The sequence below is a fragment of the Flavobacterium sp. 21.1 genome, assembly GCF_057801535.1.
This window is the reverse complement of the sequence record NZ_JBYNXA010000003.1, coordinates 349,329-368,509: the sequence shown is the minus strand read 5'-3', so window position 1 is coordinate 368,509 and position 19,181 is coordinate 349,329. Positions and strand designations below refer to the sequence as shown.

The window sequence follows — 19,181 nt, the reverse complement described above, 5'->3', positions numbered from 1 at the left end:
TCTCTTATTTGCCGTAACTAAAAGTTATTCCTGTTTAAACGGCGAAACAAAAGTTGTGGGAAATAATTTTCTTGTTTATGAAGATTATCGTGGAATAGTACCCCACGGTCATGAATTTCTTCTTGATAATTTTGAGAACGTCAAAAAGGAGCTGGATAGTCTGTATCGAAAAACAGCTAACATCGAATATCTGTCTGATAAAGGGTATGTCCTGATTGTTGAGGGAAAATACCAGGAAGCATTACAGTTGTATTTGAAGATTGAAGAAACAAATCCCAACAGGTATTCCACTGCATCGAATATCGGGACCCTGTATGAATTACTGGGGGAAAATAAAAAAGCTTTAGAATGGATAAATAAAGCAATAAAAATTAATCCCAATTCTCATGTGGGTTCAGAATGGCTGCATTCCAGAATTCTGGAAGCGAAAATTAGTGGAGCGGTAAATTATAATGGGCGTTTTTTTGTAAATGAAGATTTCGGAATTTATGAAACTCCTGTTTCTAATTTAAGTCAGCTTCGCATTGAAAAACTGATTTCTTCGTTGTATTATCAGTTGAACGAAAGAATATCATTCATAAAACCTAAAGACAAAATTATTGGAATTCTTTTGTTCGAATTGGGAAATTTGAGCATGTTGAACAAAGATTTTCGAAGTGCTAACGAAATTCTGAAAATGGCAAAAGACTATGGTTTTGAAAGTCCTGTTTTGGATTTGAGAATAGCTTATACAAATGGTTTTTTAGCCTCTGAAGTATTATCCGATCACAATAATTACCGTACGACCCGAGTTGTGGAACGATACAATATTGAAAAGACAATCCTCTTAATCATTTGCTTACTGCTTATTTCAATTCTGTTGCTATATTTCATCAGAAAAAGAATGAGGGATTTTAAATCTAACGTTGCAAATTAAATGCAAAAAACAGCCTTCACCATATACGATGCTTCAGCCGGTTCAGGAAAAACCTATACACTGGTAAAAGAATATTTAAAAATTCTGATGCTGGCCGATACGAACGATGCCTACAAAAAAATCCTTGCCATTACCTTTACCAATAAGGCGGTGGAGGAAATGAAGTCGCGTATTGTGAATTCCCTGCATGAGTTTTCGAAAGACGATCCGAACCCGAAAGTGCTGGATTTCATGAAACAAATAGCGTCGGAAACCAAACTTTCCGTAGCTACGATCAAAGAAAAATCGAAAGCGATCATTAAAAATATCATTCATAATTATGCTGCGTTTGATATTTCCACCATCGATAAATTCACGCATAAAGTTATCCGTGCTTTTGCCCACGATTTGAATCTTCCCGTGACTTTTGAAGTGTCGCTGGAAACCGATTTGCTGTTGCAGGAAGCGGTGGATGCCATCATTGCCAAAGCCGGTGAAGATGAAGTACTGACGAAAATATTGGTTGATTTCTCCGTGGATAAAGCCGATAATGACAAAAGTTGGGATGTGACGCACGAATTGCTTGATGTGAGTAAATTATTGGTGAATGAAAACAACCGGAATGAAATCGCTCATTTTAATCAAAAGACGATTGATGAATTTTTGGTGATCCGTGAAAAATTATCGGAAGCCATAAAACAATTGGAGGCGGACTGTGTGGCTTTTGCCAATGAAGCAATGCAGCTGATAGAAAAAAACGGTATTGATCTTAGCTCATTTTCCCGAGGAACATTTCCGAATCATATAGGCTATATTCAAAAAGGAGAATTGAAGAGTTCGCATAAAAAGTTTTTTGAGCCGGAAGATATTGCGGTGAACAAAACGGCTAAGGATAAAGCGATAATCGAAAGCATTGCCCCGGAACTGATTTCGATTCTGGCCAAAGTGTATAAAAATTACGAAAAGAAGAATTTCTATTCGGCATTTCAAAAAAACATCACACCGTTGTCTTTATTGAATTCGATTGCCCAGGAATTGGAAGCGATTCAGAAAGACCAGAACATTTTATCGATTTCCGAATTCAATGCCATCATTTACAATGAGATTCAGAACCAGCCTGCACCGTTTATTTATGAACGATTGGGGGAACGTTATCGGCACTTTTTCATTGATGAATTTCAGGATACGTCGGAAATGCAGTGGCATAATCTGGTTCCTTTGATTGATAATGCTCTTGCTTCGGAAGATCTGTCGGGAGTACAGGGTTCACTGATGATTGTTGGCGATCCTAAACAGGCAATCTACCGTTGGCGCGGCGGAAAAGCAGAGCAGTTCATCAGTCTGAGTAAAGACGAACAGCCGTTTTCGAATCCGGGTAAGCAACTGATCCGGTTGGGGAAAAACTATCGAAGTTATTCGGAAGTCATCGAATTCAACAATGCTTTTTTTGCGATGCTGGCCGATGAGTTTTCCAATGAAGATTATCAGGACCTGTACCGAAATAAAAGCGCTCAGGAAGTCAACGACAAACAAGGCGGTTATGTGAACATTTCGTTTATTCCGAAAGTGGAAAAGGGAGATGAAACTTCCGATGAAGAAGCGGACGACAAAGAACAGCTTTATCTGAAAGCTACTTTAGCCACCATTGAAAAGGCGAGGGCGAAAGGATTTCAATATCGTGACATTGTTCTGCTTACAAGAAAAAGAGCTTCCGGTGTTGCATTGGCAAACTATCTGACAGAAAATGACGTTCCGATTTTGTCTTCGGAAACCTTGCTGATCGATAATGCCACGGAAGTAAAATTGATTTTAAACGTGCTTCGTTATCTCAAAAACAATAACGATAAAGAAGCTAAGGCGGCCATTTTATATTTTATCGCGAAGAATAAACAAAGCGAACTGCCGATTCATGATTTCATTGAACTCGGCATGACCAAATTTTTGGAAAGCGAATTTGAAAAATGGCTGGAGGAATTCGGCATCGATATTTCGTTTAAGAACTGCCGTAAAAAATCGTTGTATGAAGCGGTGGAGATTATCGTGTCGACTTTCATGAAAGAGAAAAGCACGGTTTCCTACGTGCAATATTTTATGGATTTGGTTCTGGAACGTGATGTCCGGACGCAGGCAGGTGTTTCGGATTTTCTGGAATATTGGGAAAATAACGGTGCCAAATTCAGTATCCCGTCTCCGGAAGGGAATGACGCTGTCCGGATTATGACGATCCATAAATCAAAAGGACTGGAATTTCCGGTGGTGATTTTCCCGTTTGCCGAAGAAGATTATTCGCGTTCGCCCAGAGCTAAAATGTGGCTTGAGTTGGAAGATACAACTTTGGATATCCCAAAAGCCCTGGTAGATACTAAAAAAGAAGTGGCGGAATATGGCGAATCTGCCGCTCAGATATACGAAGTTAAAAGTCAGGAGGAGCTTCTGGATAATATCAATGTCCTCTATGTGGCTTTGACAAGAGCCGAAGAGCAGTTGTATGTTATTTCCAATAAAAACCTGACCAGTAAAGGTGAGCTTACCAATAATATGTCGTCGTATTTCATTAAATACCTTGATTTTAAAGGTGTCTATCGCGATGAGCAATCGGAATTTGAATTTGGCGACAGTAACCGGCTTTCCCAGTCGAAAGGAGAAAAAGAAAAGCAGCCGACTATCGAAATTGTGAAGGAAGTTTTTAATCCGAAGAAAATCAAAATCGCACAGCGAGAGGCTTTGATGTGGGGAACCGATCGGATGAAGGCTATTGAATTCGGAACCGTACTGCACGAAATCTTGTCTTTTGTCAAAACTAAAGACGACGTGGAACTGGCATTGATGAAAGCGATTGAAAGCGCGTTGATAACCGAATCCCAAAAAGACGAAGTAAGGGAAACAGTACTTCAGATCGTAAACCATCCGGAACTGGAGCTTTTTTTTGAAGCTGATAAAAAAGTATATAATGAGCAGAACATTATCAAAAAAGGCACAACTACCATTAAACCGGATCGTGTTTCCGTTAAAGGAGCACAGGCTTATCTGCTGGATTATAAAACCGGAGCCCATCAGAAGAAATACGAAATGCAATTAGCGGAATATGAAAAAGCGTTAGAGGAGATGGGTTTTGCTGTTGAGAAAAAAACGCTGGTTTATATAGGAGAGAAGTTAGAAGTAGTACATTTGTAATCTTGAAAAAAGAAGCAAGAGTCAAGAAAAAAGAGTCAGACAAACAATCAATAATACAATAAACACACAATACTATGTACGGTAAAATTAAAGAGCATTTGCAAAACGAACTGAACTCGATTCAGGAAAACGGGTTGTATAAAAAGGAACGCATTATTACTTCGCCTCAGGGAGCGGAGATTACGATTTCGACCGGAGAAACGGTTTTGAATTTTTGTGCCAACAATTATTTAGGATTGTCATCGCATCCGGAAGTGGTTCAGGCGGCAAAAGATGCTTTGGATACACATGGTTTCGGAATGTCATCGGTGCGTTTCATTTGCGGTACTCAGGATATTCACAAAACCCTTGAAAAAAAGATCGCTGATTTTTACGGTACGGAAGACACTATATTATATGCTGCTGCTTTTGATGCAAACGGTGGTGTTTTCGAACCTTTATTAGGAGAAGAAGATTGTATTATTTCCGACAGTCTGAACCATGCTTCCATTATTGACGGGGTGCGTTTGTGTAAAGCCGGACGTTATCGTTATGAGAATAATAATATGGAAGATTTGGAGCAACAATTGATCAAGGCGACTCAGGATGGACGCCGTTTCAAATTGATTGTGACTGACGGGGTATTCTCTATGGATGGATTGGTGGCACCTTTGGATAAAATCTGTGACTTGGCTGATAAATATGATGCTATGGTAATGGTAGACGAGTGTCATGCGGCCGGTTTCATCGGGGCAACAGGAAAAGGAACTCTGGAAGCTAAGGGAGTAATGGGTCGTGTTGATATCATTACGGGAACTTTAGGAAAAGCGCTTGGTGGTGCAATGGGCGGTTATACGACTGCTAAAAAAGAGATTATTGAGATTCTGCGTCAGCGTTCCCGTCCGTATTTGTTTTCGAACTCGTTAGCGCCTTCTATTGTAGGAGCATCCATTAAGGTTTTTGAATTATTGGAAAAAGACACTGCCTTACGTGATAAATTAGAGTGGAATACCAATTACTTTAAAGACGGAATGAAGAAAGCCGGATTTGATATCATTGACGGCGATTCTGCGATCGTACCCGTTATGTTATATGACGCGAAACTGTCTCAGGTTATGGCTGATGAATTACTTAAGAAAGGAATTTATGTGATCGGATTCTTCTTCCCGGTAGTTCCTAAAGACAAAGCAAGAATCCGTGTGCAGTTATCGGCGGCTCACAGTCAGGAACATCTTGATAAGGCAATTGCCGCATTTACTGAGGTTGGTAAAATGTTAAATGTGATATAAATATAGTTTTTTTTTAGTAAGAAAATGTATTTTTTTTAACAAAACTCTTTGTAGTTAATAATTAACCTATTATTTTTGTCTTGATTATAACGTATTGTAATTAAATAAAAAAAGTATGAAACATCTAAACAAATTATTTGTTGCTGCCCTTATGTTTGCTGGATTGAGTTCTCAAGCACAGGATAGTAACAATCCATGGGCTATCACATTCGGGGTTAACGCGATGGATGGAGGTAGAGTGAGTGCGGCTTCTAAAGTAGAAGATCAGTTCTCAGAGTATTTTAATGCAAAAGATTATTGGAACATTATTCCTTCAGTGTCTTACTTTAATGTGTCAAGACTTGTTGGTAATAACATTTCATTTGGTATCACAGGATCAGTAAACAAAATTGATAAATTTGTTAGCGAAAGAACCTATGATCCAGCTACAAACACTAACGATTACAGAGTTTCTAACCCTGGGGATTTAATGTATTATGCAGTTGACGGGATCATCAAATACAACTTCCTGAAAGGTTGGTTTGATCCGTACGTTCACGTTGGTGGAGGTTATACTTTCATGGGTGATGCTTCTGCAGGTACTGTGAATGGAGGTCTAGGTCTTAACTTCTGGTTTACTGACCAAGTTGGTTTGACATTACAGTCAACTTACAAACAATCATTTGATGATACAAGAACACCGGATGTGGATATTGCTTCTCACATGCAACATTTTGCGGGTATTACCTTCAAAATCGGTGGTAAAGATACTGACGGTGACGGAATCTATGATAAAGATGACGCTTGTCCGGAAGAAAAAGGTCTAAAAGAATTCAACGGTTGTCCTGATTCAGATGCTGACGGAATCGCTGATAAAGACGATGCTTGTCCACAAGAGGCAGGTCCAAAAGAATTAAACGGTTGTCCTGATACAGACGGTGACGGAATCGCAAATGTAAACGATGAATGTCCTGAAGTAGCTGGTCCGGCTTCTATGAAAGGTTGTCCTGATACAGACGGTGACGGTGTTGCTGATAATGTTGACAAATGTGTTGACGTTAAAGGTCCTGCTGAAAACGCTGGTTGTCCTTGGCCAGATACTGACAAAGACGGTGTAGCTGATAAAGATGACAAGTGTCCAGATGTAATGGGTACAGTTGCTAACAACGGATGTCCTGAGTTAAGCGAGGCTGTAATGAAGTCATTGAATGATTACGCTAAAACAATCTTGTTCGTAACTAACAAGGCTACATTCCAACAAAGATCTTACGCTGTATTACAGAACATCGTATCAATCTTGAAAGAATACCCAGAGGCTAAATTCTCAATCGAAGGTCACACAGACAGCGACGGTAACGACAAATACAACATGAAGTTATCAGAAGACAGAGCTGCTGCAGTTAAAAACTACTTCATCGAGAACGGAATCGCTGCTGACAGATTATCATCTAAAGGTTTTGGTGAAACTAAACCAATCGATTCTAACAAAACGAAAGCTGGTAAAGCTAACAACAGACGTGTAGAAGTTAAATTAGTAAAATAATTTATTTCCTCACAAATAAGTAAAACGCCTCGATTTATCGGGGCGTTTTTTTTATTTTTATGGCATGACACATTTTTCATTCCTCGATAAAGTAAGCCATGAGATCGTTTCTCAATTTGGGAATCGTCTTTCCGAAATAACCATAATACTTCCAAACAAACGAGCTCGTGTTTTCCTCTTGGAAGCTTTGAAAAAGCAGCTGGATCAGACGGTCTTCGCTCCGGATATTATCAGTATTGAAGATTTTATTCAGGACGTGGCTGGTATACGTTCGGTTGATTCCATAGAATTGCTTTTCGAATTCTATGAGGTTTATCGTTCCGTAACACCTTCCGAAAAACAACAGGAATTCGAGTTGTTTGCCAATTGGGGTAAAACCTTACTTCAGGATTTTAATGAAATTGACCGTTATTTACTAAAGCCGGATCATGTTTTTACGTATCTGAAAGACATTGAGGTATTGAAACGTTGGGATTTACAGCCGTCCCAGACAACTGAGCTAATCGATAATCATCTGGAATTCTGGAGCAAACTTCCGGAATATTATGAAACCTTATACCTTCATCTGAAAAACAAGGGAATTGGCTACCAGGGCTTGATTTATCGCGAAGCCGTTGAAAACCTTCATTATTTCTCAGAAACGTTAGGGAATAAAAAGCTGATTTTTGCCGGATTTAATGCGCTGAATCAGGCAGAAGAGAAAATCATTCAGCAACTTCTTTTTAACGAGCAGGCTAAAATTTACTGGGATATCGATGCGGTGTTCCTGAACGACGGTATGCACGATGCCGGACTTTTCATCCGCCGATTTAAGAAGGAATGGAAACAGTTTGTGAATCAGCCATTCGAGTGGATCACCAGCGAATTCAGTCAAAACAAGAATATCAAAATCATTGGTACACCTAAAACGATCGGTCAGGGAAAGATCGCTGGTAAAATTATCGAACAAATTACCGAAAAAGGAGAAAGCCTGGATAAAACCGCGCTTGTTCTGGGGGAAGAAAACCTTTTGTTGCCGACTTTGTATGCACTGCCTGATACGGTGGAAAGCCTTAATATCACCATGGGTTACGGTAGCAAAAACAACCCTGCCCAAATCTTAATCAACAAACTTTTTAAACTGCATGTTAATGCAATGCAGCGTAGTGAGACGAGTTATACATTCTACTATAAAGAAGTCCTGGATATACTTACCCATCCTTTGGTGGAACCCTACAATGACGCTTCTGCGGTAATTAGGGTCATCAATCAAAATAATATCACATTTCTTTCACAGAAAAAATTCCTGGAACTCAATCAGCATGCTTCTGAATTATTCCGGTTATTGTTCGAGCGTTGGGATAATAATGTTATTGCCGTTTTAAATCGGTTGTCTGAAGTTATTTTAACAATAAAATCTTTTTTAGGAGAAGACTCCGAAGAGGAAAAAGTTGCCAAGGCCTTCTTGTACGCGATTTTCAAAACCATCAACAAACTGATCAACTATCAGGAAAAATACGGTCAAATCGATTCGGTCGCCATGCTGCACAGTATTTACAAGCAGATAATCGATCTGGCAGAAGTTTCTTTTGAAGGTGAACCGCTTTCCGGACTGCAGATCATGGGCGTTTTGGAAAGTAGGGTTTTGGACTTCGATAACGTGATTATTACGTCCATGAATGAAGGTGTTTTTCCGGCCGGAAAGTCGACGAACTCCTTTATTCCTTATGATGTTAAACGCGAATTGGGGCTGCCGACCTACAAAGAGAAAGATGCTATTTACTGCTACCATTTCTATCATCTACTGCTGCGAGCCAAGAATATTTATCTGTTGTACAATACCGAAAGCGAAGGTTTGGATGCAGGTGAAAAAAGCCGTTTCATAACGCAACTGGAAATTGAAAAACAGCCCAATCATACCATCACACATCAGATTTACAATGCCTATTTGCCGGATAAAGCCTATGAGCCGATAGTAGTTCCGAAATCCGAAAAGGTTGTCCAACGATTAAAGGAAATTGCAACCGGTAAAGGATTTTCGCCTTCGGGTCTGACGAGTTACATTAGAAATCCGATACAGTTTTACAATCAACGTATACTGCGAATTTCCGAAATGGAAGAGGTAGAGGAAAATATAGCTTTGAATACGCTCGGAACCATTATTCATGGAGCGTTAGAGGAATTATACAAGCCATTTTTGAACCGTTTTCTGTCGGATGATATCATAAAGGAAATGCTTTCCAAGGCCAATGGTGAAGTCGAAAAACAATTCCGGGAAGTCTATAAAGAAGGTGAAATCAAGAAAGGGAAAAACCTTCTGGCTTTTGAAGTGGCCAAGCGCAATGTCTATAATTTTTTAAATGAAGAAAAGAAGCTGATCGAAAACGGGGATGCTGTAAAAGTATTGGCTTTGGAAACTTCTTTGGAGCGAATTCTGGAAGATGATCGTTTGCCTTATCCCGTAAAAATTGCCGGAAATGTCGATCGTATCGAGCAACGCAATGGTAAAATCAGAATCATCGATTATAAAACCGGAAAAGTTGATTTGAGAAACGTCCAGCTGAAAGACTGGAACGGCTTGACATCCGATATAAAAAATGATAAAATCATTCAATTGTTGTGCTATGCCTTCATGTACGAAAACCAAAAGAACGGGATGGAACTGGAAGCGGGAATTGTTTCGTTCAAAAACATGCGCGCGGGATTTTTGCCTTTTGGAGTGAAAGAAGACAAAAATGTGGATGTAGTGATAAACGCTGAAATTTTGGAATCGTTTACTACGGAAATAGTCGGTTTGATCAATGAGATTTTGGATGTGTCCGTTCCGTTCGAAGAAAAGGTTTAACATTTTATTGTAATTTTCCTACATGGTTTTTTATTTCTTTACGAAGAATAAAATATAGGTTAATTATTTTAAAACTTTCTCAATCCGCTTCGCGCTTATGAAAAACCTTTTTACACTTCTTGCAGTTATTTGGGTATCCCAATTGTTTTCCCAAAATGGCACTCCAAAATTCAACCTCGATTTCGAACAAGTAACCACAGGGGGAAAATTACCCAAAGACTGGATTAAATGGGGTAGTTATAATCTGGAAAAAGATTCTTTAACACCGCAGTCAGGAAAATATTCAATGCGGATTGAGGCAGAAAACGGGGAATCTTTCGGAAGTGTGGCTTATGAATTGCCGGCCAATTATGCAGGAAAAAAAATCAGGTTGGAAGGTTATATGAAGTACGAAAATGCCCGTGACGGCTTTGTGGGCTTATTGATGCGTTTGGATAAGAATGGTGGGTCAGTTGGTTTTGATAATATGCAAAGGCTGAAATTACAAGGAACCCAAGACTGGAAGAAATATTCGATAGACCTGAGCTTCAATGATAGTCCTGAAAAGATTTTCATTGGCGGTATCATGGTGGGAAAGGGGAAAGCCTGGTTTGATAATTTTAAAGTTTTTATTGACGGAAAGCCTATCGAAAGTTTAAAACCAATTATAAAAGAGCTTTCTGTCGTAGACAAAGACAACGAATTTGATAATGGTTCAAAGTTCAATACTACTGTTTTGAACGACACCCAGAAAAGAAATCTGTTTGTTTTAGGTAAGGTGTGGGGATTCGTAAAATACCACCATCCGACAATTGCTAAAGGGACTATCAGTTGGGATTATGAATTATTTCGAATGCTTCCAAAGATAAACGGGAAAAATTTCGACAATGAATTAGTGCAATGGATCGACAAACTGGGAACCTTTAAAACCAAGGAACGAAAATTTCCCAGTGCAGCTGAGACTAAATTACTGCCCAACACCAATTGGATTTCGGATGCTCGTTTACTTTCTCCCGAATTGGCTGCATTGTTGCAAAAAATAAATACTGCAAACCGAAGCAGTTCCAATTATTACATAGATTTTCACAGTGGCGTAAACAATCCCGATTTTAAGAATGAAAAAACATATGCTTCCATGGAATATGACGACAGCGGTATAAAACTATTGGCGTTATTCCGCTATTGGAATATGATCGAATATTTTTTTCCGAACCGACATTTAATGGATGAAAATTGGGATGCAGTGTTAATGGATTTTATTCCGAGAATGGCCGCTTCAAGAGATCAAAGGGAATATACTTTGACGCTGTTGGAGTTAATCGGAAAAGTCCAGGATACACATGCCAATATCTGGCGCTCAAACAAAGCATTGGATGAATTCTTTGGTGAAAATACAGTTCCGATCACCGTGAATTTTATAGAAGGCAAGGCTGTTGTTGTGAAGTTGCAGCCTGAATTTAAAGACAATTCAGTTAAGATAGGTGACATTTTAACAGAAATCAACGGTGTAAAAGTGGGAGACTGGGTTGCAAACAACAAAAAGTACTTTCCGGCTTCCAATTTCCCAACCCAATTGCGGGATATGGGCAGAAAATTGTTGCGAACCAATCAGAAAAGTTTCGAGGTAATGGTTGATGCCGGCTCTGAAACCAAAAAAGTAACGCTTGCCACAATTCCATATAAATATTTAAAAGAAGCACCTGCATCGCATAAAGTGATTAATGAGAACATTGGCTATATCTATCCCGGGACATTAAAAGAAGGGGAAATTGATGAGATCATGCCAAAGTTTTTGGATAAAAAAGGATTGATTATTGATTTACGCTGTTATCCTTCTGATTTCATAGTTTTCAGTTTGTCTAAATACCTGTTGAATGAGAAAAAGGACTTTGTGAAATTTACGGAAGGCAGTAGTAAAATACCAGGATTGTTTACTTACAGAGAAGGCAGTGCTATAGGAGGCAGCAACAAAGATTATTTTAAGGGTAAGGTGGTTATTTTAGTTAACGAAACCACACAGAGCAACGCGGAGTATACTGCAATGGCGTTACGAACAGCTCCTAAATCTGTTGTTTTGGGAAGTACGACGGCGGGTGCTGACGGTAATGTTTCGGCTATTTACTTGCCGGGGAATATCTTTACCTATATCTCAGGAATTGGTGTTTTAACACCAGACGGATCCGAAACACAACGTGTCGGTATTGTGCCGGATGTTAAAGTCGAGCCTACTGTTAAAGGTATCCGCGAAGGAAAAGACGAAGTATTGGAAAGAGCTGTTACAATGATTAACGAATAACTTTTTAAATCGGCAACAATCAGAAAATTAAACAACCTTATCGCTTTTTACTTTAGCACTTTGCCGGTGAATTTGGCTATCTCACTACTTCCTTTGCTTTTTTTAAAAGTTTTAGAAGCAGTCTTACTTTTTATTAGTTTCGGATTTGGAATTAGTCTTCTGTTTAAGGAGGTAAAAGGTAAAGAAGATTATTTATTTTATCATAACAACGGACTTTCCAAAAAACACTTGCTTATTTATGCTGTTTTGCTGAATGTCGTTTTTGGAATGATCCTACTTACGCTTTGCTATTTTTTTATATGAAACATATTCTGGAAATTGACAGTGTTCAGAAATACTATCAGCATAAACTAGTAGTTTCCGATGTCTATCTAAAATGCGAAACCGGTGATATAATAGGATTGCTGGGACGAAACGGTTCCGGGAAGTCGACCTTATTAAAAATAATCTTCGGAGTAGTCACAGCCGATTATAAGTTTGTCCGCATCAACGGAACATTAAAACAGAAAACTTCTGAGCTGTTGAAAGAAATAAGCTATCTGTCGCAGGAGAACTTCATTCCAAAGCAACTTTCGGTTGAAAAGACAATTCAATTGTCAATTGCAAAAGAGCAGCAAAACAGTTTTTGTAATGATCCGATGATCCAATCGATTCTAACTAAAAAGATAAATCACTTATCCGGTGGTGAATTGAGATACCTTGAAATAAAATTGATCTTGTCCAATCCTTCGAAATTTGTTTTGCTCGATGAACCTTACAACGGATTGGCACCGGTTATGGTGGAAAAAGTGAATCACTTAATACAGGAAAACGCAAAACACAAAGGCATTATCATCACCGATCATAATTACCGAAACGTAATTGAAGTGTCGAGCAGATTAATTTTGATGGTGGGCGGGAAAACCCATCATCTGAAAGATAAAAACGAGTTAATTGACAGGGGTTATTTAAAAGAAGGTATGTTTTAAACGGATTTGAAAAAATCCAAAAGTACTTTCCCCAGTTTGTCTTTGTTTTCGATATGGCTCATATGTCCGTCGGGAAACGTAACCAATTGCGCGTCGGTTCCTTCAATTTGTCCGATATTGTCTTCGTATGATAGTACCGGGTCTTTTTTGCCTAAAATCAACAAAATGGGATAAGGGGCGAAATGCAGGATTACTTCACGATCATTGCGTATTTTCATGCCTTCCGAAGCGGCAACAATTCCCTGAAGCGGCGTTTTCAGTGCTTCATCTTTAACATGTTCGATTTCATCGACTAATTTCTCGCGGTTGTCCTCACTGAAAAGATTGGCAATTGCCATGCTGATAAATACTGAATAATTCTGTTTTACCGCGATAATGGCACGGTCGCGATTCAGTTTTCGTTCCTCACTGTCGGCTCTCGAAGTTGAGTTTAAAAGCACAAGCCCTTTAATATTGTCGGGATACAGTTCGGCGAAAGCCAAAGCAACATAACCACCCATGGAATGTCCGACAAAAAAAGCTTTTCGGATGCGTAATTCGTGCAACACAGCATGAACAGCATCGGCCATATCTTCCATGGTGTGTACATAGCCCATGCATTCAGTTTCCCCGTGGCCCAGTAAATCAATGGTAATGACACGGTATTTTTTTGCAAATTCATCCACGTAAAAATCCCACATACTTGAATTTTCGATAAAACCGTGAAGCAGGACCACAGCGGTTCCTTTTCCGGTTTCGGAATAAGCGATTTTGGTGTTTTTGTATAGGATGTGATTCATGCGGAAACAAAAGTAATGTATAAAAACCTAAAAGAAAAACGGCCTACTTTCGTAAACCGTCTATTTTCTTTATTCTATTTTCTTTTCTCCATTTACGAATTCATCAGACTTTCGATTTCGTCCGCTTCAATCGGAATATTACGCATTAAGTTGAACGGCTCGCCTTTCTCCTGGATCACCACGTCATCTTCCAAACGGATTCCGAAACCTTCCGCCGGAACGTAAATTCCGGGCTCTACTGTGAAGACCATGTTGGCTTCCATTTTCTCGTGTAATAGTCCGTAATCATGCGTGTCCAAGCCCATGTGGTGAGACGTGCCGTGCATGAAATATTTTTTGTAAGCCGGCCAATCCGGATTTTCGTTTTGCACATCGGCTCTGTCAATCAGTCCTAATCCCAATAATTCCGAAGTCATGATTTTACCCACTTCCACGTGGTATTGTTTCCAGTAATTACCGGGAACCAGCATTTTTGTGGCTTCGTTCTTCACGCGTAAAACAGCATTGTAAACGTCGCGCTGTCTGTCGGAAAAACGACCTGAAACCGGAATGGTACGGGATAAATCACTGGAGTAATTCGCATATTCTGCACCTACGTCCAAAAGCAATAAATCGCCGGCTTTACACTGTTGGTTGTTTTCGATGTAGTGCAAAACATTGGCATTGGCACCTGAAGCGATAATTGGTGTATAAGCAAATCCTTTGGAACGGTTTCTAAGGAATTCGTGCGCCAGTTCGGCTTCGATTTCATACTCCATTACATTAGGTTTCACGAACGGTAAAATTCTTCGGATCCCTTTTTCGGTAATGTCGCACGCGTGTTGGATCAAATCGAGTTCTTCGCTCTCTTTTACAGAACGCAAACGCTGTAAGATCGGATTGGATTTTTCCACTTTGTGCGCTGGATAGTTTTCTCTCCACCATTTCACAAAACGGGCTTCGCGGGTTTCTGTTTCAATAACGGCGCGGTAATGTTCGTTAGTATTGATGTAAATCGTATCAGAATAAGCCATGATCTCCTTCAGTGTTTTGTGGAAATCCTGCAGCCAAATCACCGTTTTTACTCCGGAAACTTCAAATGCGCGCTCTTTGGTTAGTTTTTCGCCTTCCCAAACCGCAATGTGTTCGTTGGTTTCTTTTAGGAATAAAATTTCTTTCAAGTGCTCGTAAGGCGCGTCCGGGAAAAGTAAAAGGATGCTTTCTTCCTGATCAACACCCGATAAATAAAAAATATCACGGTGTTGCGCAAAAGGTAAAGTACTGTCTGCAGAAACAGGGTAGATGTCATTTGAGTTGAAAACAGCTACACTGTTGGGTTTCATGTTTGCCGTGAATTTCTGTCTGTTTTTAACAAATAAATCACGGGATATCTGATGGTATTTCATAGCTAGAAATGAATTTAAAAATGTACAAGATTTCAAATTTATAAACTTTAAAAGCAAATAAGTCGGTAATCCTGATTTTTTTATGATATTTTAATATATTGCATCAAATTGAAATCGGCAATCATTTATGTTGCTTGGTTTTTCAAGACTTTGTTTACCCTAAATAAGCTACTATGACTTTAAAAAACTTATTATTCTTCACGGCGTTATCGTTTTCGCTGTTTTCGTGTACTGATAAGGATGATTCTCTGGTGATTACGCCTCATGAACCGCAATTAATTGTAAAATTTAAGTTTGATCCGACTCAGGTTCGTCTGAACAATTTGGGTCAGCCATCTGCCGTAGCGGCCGGGAATGCAGCACAGTCCCCGATTTTTAACGCAATAAGTTCGCATTATCTTGAATTGGCTCCAAACGCCAATACGGCGTTGGGTGCGGGAACCATATTATATCATGCGCCGGAGACCACTGCAGGAGGGGTAAACGCGATTGATTTCAGCAAAGCAAAAATTGTTGGAGAGAATGAAGCTTTTCTGTCGATTCCACTTAAAGATGTTGCTGCAGGAAGTTACGAATGGGTGAGATGCTCGCTTTCATATCAGGATTACAATATTAATGTTTTAAGTGGAGGAAACAACTATGTAGGTACGTTAGCCAGTTTTGTTGGTTTCAGGACTTATATCACCACTTTTAATTCGGGAGGTTATCCTTTTACGGTTAACGCAAACAGGGATCAGGGATACTGGGCTTTCGGATTGCAGGGTGTTTCGTATTCAACATCGGGACAGGCACCGGCAGGAGCTACCACAGTTCCTAATCCTTTGTTTGCAACATCGCCGATTCCTTCCGGTTCGTGCGTGGTAACCGGGAAATTTGATTCCAATCTGGTTATTGCAGGAAATGAAACGCAGGATATTGTGGTGACGCTTTCTTTGTCGGTTAACAATAGTTTTGAATGGCATGAAGTGAATGCGGACGGTAAATACGAGCCGGGCGCCGGTGAAAATGTGGTCGATATGGGGCTGCGCGGTCTTATCCCAAGCTTTCAGTAAAAATAGCTAAAACCACTCAGAACGAGTGGTTTTCTTTTTAAGGTAAGCAGTGACATTTTATATTCATTATAAATAAGAGGCAAACATTTGTGGTTAAATTGAAATAGCCTTATTTTTGTTTGATTTTTTAAAAACTATTACACTCAATCTAACACTATGGCAAAATCTGCACTTTTAAAGTCATCTATCGCGAAGAAGTACTGGATGGCTCTTACGGGTTTATTTTTATGCTTGTTTTTGGCGGGTCACTTGGCCGGGAATCTTCAGTTGATTTTTGGCGATGCGATACAGTTTAACCAGTATGCATTATTCATGACTTCCAATCCGGCGGTAAAATTACTTTCTTACTTAACTTACTTTTCAATTCTTTTCCACGCTGTCGACGGAATTATGTTGGCCATTCAAAACAAGAATGCGCGTCCGGTAGCTTATGCAATGAATAATCCAAGTAAGAACAGTACTTCAGCATCAAGAAACATGGCTGTTTTAGGAACATTGATATTAGTGTTCATCGTTACACACATGGTTAACTTCTGGGCAGTAATGCATTTTGATAAAAATATGCCACTAGTGGCAAGAGAAGCTTCTGAAATGGGAATGAGTCAAAAAGTAGCGGTAGGCGTTTTAGGTTCGCAGGCTCCTTATTTTCCCCTAGATAAAGAAGGAAGGCTTAGTGAAGAAATTATAAAAAGAAACACATTGACTCAAAAAAGCGTAACAACTGTTGTTGATAAAGACGGATATGTTGTTTTTGAAGGACAGAAAGATTTACATAAAATCACTTTTGCATTCTTCCAAAATCCTAAAACGGGATTGATTGCAACTATTTTGTATGTATTGGCAATGGTGGTTTTGGCGTTCCACTTATTACACGGATTCCAAAGTGCATTCCAATCGTTGGGAGTGAATAATAAGTTTACTCCAAGCATTAAAGCTTTCGGAACATTGTTTGCGATCATCGTTCCTTTGTTGTTCGCCATTATTCCGGTTTACATTCACTTTGTTAAATAATCAACATCAAAATTATGAAGTTAGATTCTCAAATACCAGAAGGACACATTTCTGAGAAATGGACCAAATATAAAGACCATTTAAGATTGGTCGCTCCAAATAACAGACCAAAAATTGACATTATCGTTGTAGGAACTGGATTGGCCGGTGCTTCCGCTGCTGCGTCATTTGCTGAGATGGGTTACAACGTGAAAGCATTTTGTTATCAGGATTCACCTCGTCGTGCACACTCTATTGCCGCACAAGGGGGTATCAATGCTGCTAAAAACTATCAAAATGACGGTGACAGTACGTTCAGATTGTTTTACGATACGATCAAAGGTGGTGACTACCGTGCCCGTGAAGCAAACGTTCACCGTTTAGCTGAAGTTTCGGGAAACATCATCGACCAATGTGTTGCTCAGGGTGTTCCTTTTGCACGTGATTACGGCGGATTACTTGATAACCGTTCTTTCGGTGGTACTCAGGTTCAGCGTACGTTCTATGCTGCGGGACAAACAGGTCAGCAATTATTATTGGGAGCCTATTCGGCTTTATCAAGACAAATCGGATTAGGACGTGTTGAAATGTACAACCGTCACGAAATGTTAGAATTGGTAAAAGTGGACGGAAAAGCGCGTGGTATCATTGCCCGTGATTTGATCACAGGTAAAATCGAAAGACATTCTGCTCACGCAGTTATCATTGCTACCGGAGGTTACGGAAACGTGTATTTCCTTTCAACAAATGCAATGGGATCTAACGTAACTGCAGGTTGGAAAATTCACAAACAGGGCGCTTTGTTCGCAAACCCTTGCTATGTACAAATTCACCCGACTTGTATTCCGGTTCACGGAACAAATCAGTCAAAACTGACTTTGATGTCTGAGTCGTTAAGAAACTCAGGACGTATCTGGGTTCCGAAGAAAAAAGAAGATGCTGAGGCAATTCGTGCAGGTAAATTGAAGCCGGTACAAATCGCTGAAGAAGACAGAGATTACTACTTAGAGAGAAGATATCCTGCTTTTGGTAACCTTGTACCGCGTGACGTGGCTTCAAGGGCAGCAAAAGAGCGTTGTGATGTTGGTTTCGGAATCGAGGCTAATGACACTAACGAGGGAGTTTACTTAGATTTCTCTACTGAGATTCAAAATAAAGGTAAGCAAACTGCTTATGCAAAAGGAAACCACAACCCAACTCCGGAAGAAATTACGAAGTTAGGAAAAGCATGGTTGGAAGAGAAATACGGTAACTTGTTTACCATGTACCAAAAAATCACTGACGAGAATCCATATGAGACTCCGATGAAGATTTATCCGGCGGTTCACTACACTATGGGTGGTGTATGGGTTGATTATAACTTACAGTCTACAATCCCTGGCTGTTTCGTAGCCGGAGAGGCTAACTTCTCTGATCACGGCGCGAACCGTTTGGGAGCTTCTGCTTTGATGCAAGGTTTGGCTGATGGTTATTTCGTATTGCCTTATACGGTTTCTAATTACTTAGCTGACGATATCCGTACAGGAAAAATCTCTACAGATCTACCTGAGTTTGAAGCGGCTGAAAAAAGTGTTAGAGATGCTATCAATAACTTCCTAAACAATAACGGAACTAAATCTGTGGATCACTTCCACAAGCGTTTAGGAAACATTATGTGGAACAAAGTTGGTATGGGCCGTAACGAGCAGGGCTTAACTGAAGCTATTTCTGAAATCGCTGCCTTGAAAGAAGAATTCTTCAGAGACGTATACGTTCCGGGAAGCAACGACGAAATGAACCCTGAATTAGAAAAAGCGCTTCGTGTAGCGGATTTCATCGAATTAGGTCAATTAATGGCAATGGATGCTTTGCAACGTAAAGAATCTTGTGGAGGTCACTTCCGTGAAGAGTATCAGGATGCTGAAGGTGAAACGTTGCGTGACGACGAGAACTTCAAATTTGTTGGCGCTTGGGAATACAAAGGCTACGATATCAGCAAAGAAGAACTTCATAAAGAAGAGTTGAAATACGAGTTTATCAAAATCGCAGCTAGAAATTACAAATAACAGA

General features: G+C 39.7%; 12 protein-coding genes. 10 read left to right on the top strand and 2 right to left on the bottom strand.

Features of this window, described 5'->3' with window-relative positions:
• Positions 1-55 precede the first annotated feature (55 nt).
• The 7 genes from AC3E9U_RS08370 (at position 56) to AC3E9U_RS08340 (ending at position 12,926) form a co-directional block, all read left to right on the top strand.
• Positions 56-916, top strand: coding sequence for a tetratricopeptide repeat protein (locus AC3E9U_RS08370; RefSeq protein WP_488746450.1), 861 nt, complete (start codon positions 56-58; stop codon positions 914-916).
• On the top strand, positions 917-4,069 hold the full coding sequence (locus AC3E9U_RS08365; protein WP_488746449.1) for a UvrD-helicase domain-containing protein: 3,153 nt from the start codon (positions 917-919) through the stop codon (positions 4,067-4,069). It abuts the gene before it with no gap.
• A 74-nt stretch (positions 4,070-4,143) separates the two neighbouring features.
• Complete coding sequence (kbl, locus tag AC3E9U_RS08360; protein WP_488746448.1) at positions 4,144-5,337, top strand: glycine C-acetyltransferase; 1,194 nt, start codon at positions 4,144-4,146, stop codon at positions 5,335-5,337.
• 115 nt (positions 5,338-5,452) lie between these two features.
• Complete coding sequence (locus AC3E9U_RS08355) at positions 5,453-6,859, top strand: OmpA family protein (protein WP_488746447.1); 1,407 nt, start codon at positions 5,453-5,455, stop codon at positions 6,857-6,859.
• 64 nt (positions 6,860-6,923) lie between these two features.
• The gene (locus tag AC3E9U_RS08350; RefSeq protein ID WP_488746446.1) at positions 6,924-9,683 is read left to right on the top strand and encodes a PD-(D/E)XK nuclease family protein; all 2,760 of its coding nucleotides are present in this window, start codon (positions 6,924-6,926) and stop codon (positions 9,681-9,683) included.
• Positions 9,684-9,780: 97 nt separating this feature from the next.
• The gene (locus AC3E9U_RS08345) at positions 9,781-11,958 is read left to right on the top strand and encodes a S41 family peptidase (protein WP_488746445.1); all 2,178 of its coding nucleotides are present in this window, start codon (positions 9,781-9,783) and stop codon (positions 11,956-11,958) included.
• 299 nt (positions 11,959-12,257) lie between these two features.
• A complete protein-coding gene (locus AC3E9U_RS08340) occupies positions 12,258-12,926 on the top strand; it encodes an ATP-binding cassette domain-containing protein (protein WP_488746444.1) in 669 nt (222 codons plus the stop codon).
• Here AC3E9U_RS08340 and AC3E9U_RS08335 read toward each other — a convergent pair.
• Together AC3E9U_RS08335 and AC3E9U_RS08330 are read right to left on the bottom strand one after the other, a co-directional pair.
• Positions 12,923-13,705: an alpha/beta fold hydrolase gene (locus AC3E9U_RS08335; RefSeq protein ID WP_488746443.1), complete on the bottom strand. Its 783-nt coding sequence runs from the start codon at positions 13,703-13,705 to the stop codon at positions 12,923-12,925. The genes AC3E9U_RS08340 and AC3E9U_RS08335 overlap by 4 nt on opposite strands.
• Positions 13,706-13,797: 92 nt before the next feature.
• Positions 13,798-15,090, bottom strand: a complete 1,293-nt coding sequence (locus tag AC3E9U_RS08330) for an aminopeptidase P family protein (RefSeq protein WP_488746442.1) — start codon at positions 15,088-15,090, stop codon at positions 13,798-13,800.
• A gap of 173 nt (positions 15,091-15,263) precedes the next feature.
• Between AC3E9U_RS08330 and AC3E9U_RS08325 the strand changes: the two genes are divergently transcribed.
• The 3 genes from AC3E9U_RS08325 to AC3E9U_RS08315 all read left to right on the top strand — a co-directional run bounded on the left by AC3E9U_RS08325 (position 15,264) and on the right by AC3E9U_RS08315 (position 19,177).
• Positions 15,264-16,142, top strand: a complete 879-nt coding sequence (locus AC3E9U_RS08325) for a hypothetical protein (RefSeq protein WP_488746441.1) — start codon at positions 15,264-15,266, stop codon at positions 16,140-16,142.
• Between the two features lie 156 nt (positions 16,143-16,298).
• On the top strand, positions 16,299-17,153 hold the full coding sequence (locus AC3E9U_RS08320; protein WP_488746440.1) for a succinate dehydrogenase cytochrome b subunit: 855 nt from the start codon (positions 16,299-16,301) through the stop codon (positions 17,151-17,153).
• 14 nt (positions 17,154-17,167) lie between these two features.
• Complete coding sequence (locus AC3E9U_RS08315; RefSeq protein WP_488746439.1) at positions 17,168-19,177, top strand: fumarate reductase/succinate dehydrogenase flavoprotein subunit; 2,010 nt, start codon at positions 17,168-17,170, stop codon at positions 19,175-19,177.
• Positions 19,178-19,181 lie beyond the last annotated feature (4 nt).

Bases quoted from the DNA above. Each gene is read 5' to 3' on its own strand.
- AC3E9U_RS08365 (WP_488746449.1), top strand. From the start codon at position 917: ATGCAAAAAACAGCCTTCACCATATACGATGCTTCAGCCGGTTCAGGA.
- kbl (WP_488746448.1), top strand. From the start codon at position 4,144: ATGTACGGTAAAATTAAAGAGCATTTGCAAAACGAACTGAACTCGATT.
- AC3E9U_RS08355 (WP_488746447.1), top strand. From the start codon at position 5,453: ATGAAACATCTAAACAAATTATTTGTTGCTGCCCTTATGTTTGCTGGA.
- AC3E9U_RS08350 (WP_488746446.1), top strand. From the start codon at position 6,924: ATGACACATTTTTCATTCCTCGATAAAGTAAGCCATGAGATCGTTTCT.
- AC3E9U_RS08345 (WP_488746445.1), top strand. From the start codon at position 9,781: ATGAAAAACCTTTTTACACTTCTTGCAGTTATTTGGGTATCCCAATTG.
- AC3E9U_RS08340 (WP_488746444.1), top strand. From the start codon at position 12,258: ATGAAACATATTCTGGAAATTGACAGTGTTCAGAAATACTATCAGCAT.
- AC3E9U_RS08335 (WP_488746443.1), bottom strand. From the start codon at position 13,705: ATGAATCACATCCTATACAAAAACACCAAAATCGCTTATTCCGAAACC.
- AC3E9U_RS08330 (WP_488746442.1), bottom strand. From the start codon at position 15,090: ATGAAATACCATCAGATATCCCGTGATTTATTTGTTAAAAACAGACAG.
- AC3E9U_RS08325 (WP_488746441.1), top strand. From the start codon at position 15,264: ATGACTTTAAAAAACTTATTATTCTTCACGGCGTTATCGTTTTCGCTG.
- AC3E9U_RS08320 (WP_488746440.1), top strand. From the start codon at position 16,299: ATGGCAAAATCTGCACTTTTAAAGTCATCTATCGCGAAGAAGTACTGG.
- AC3E9U_RS08315 (WP_488746439.1), top strand. From the start codon at position 17,168: ATGAAGTTAGATTCTCAAATACCAGAAGGACACATTTCTGAGAAATGG.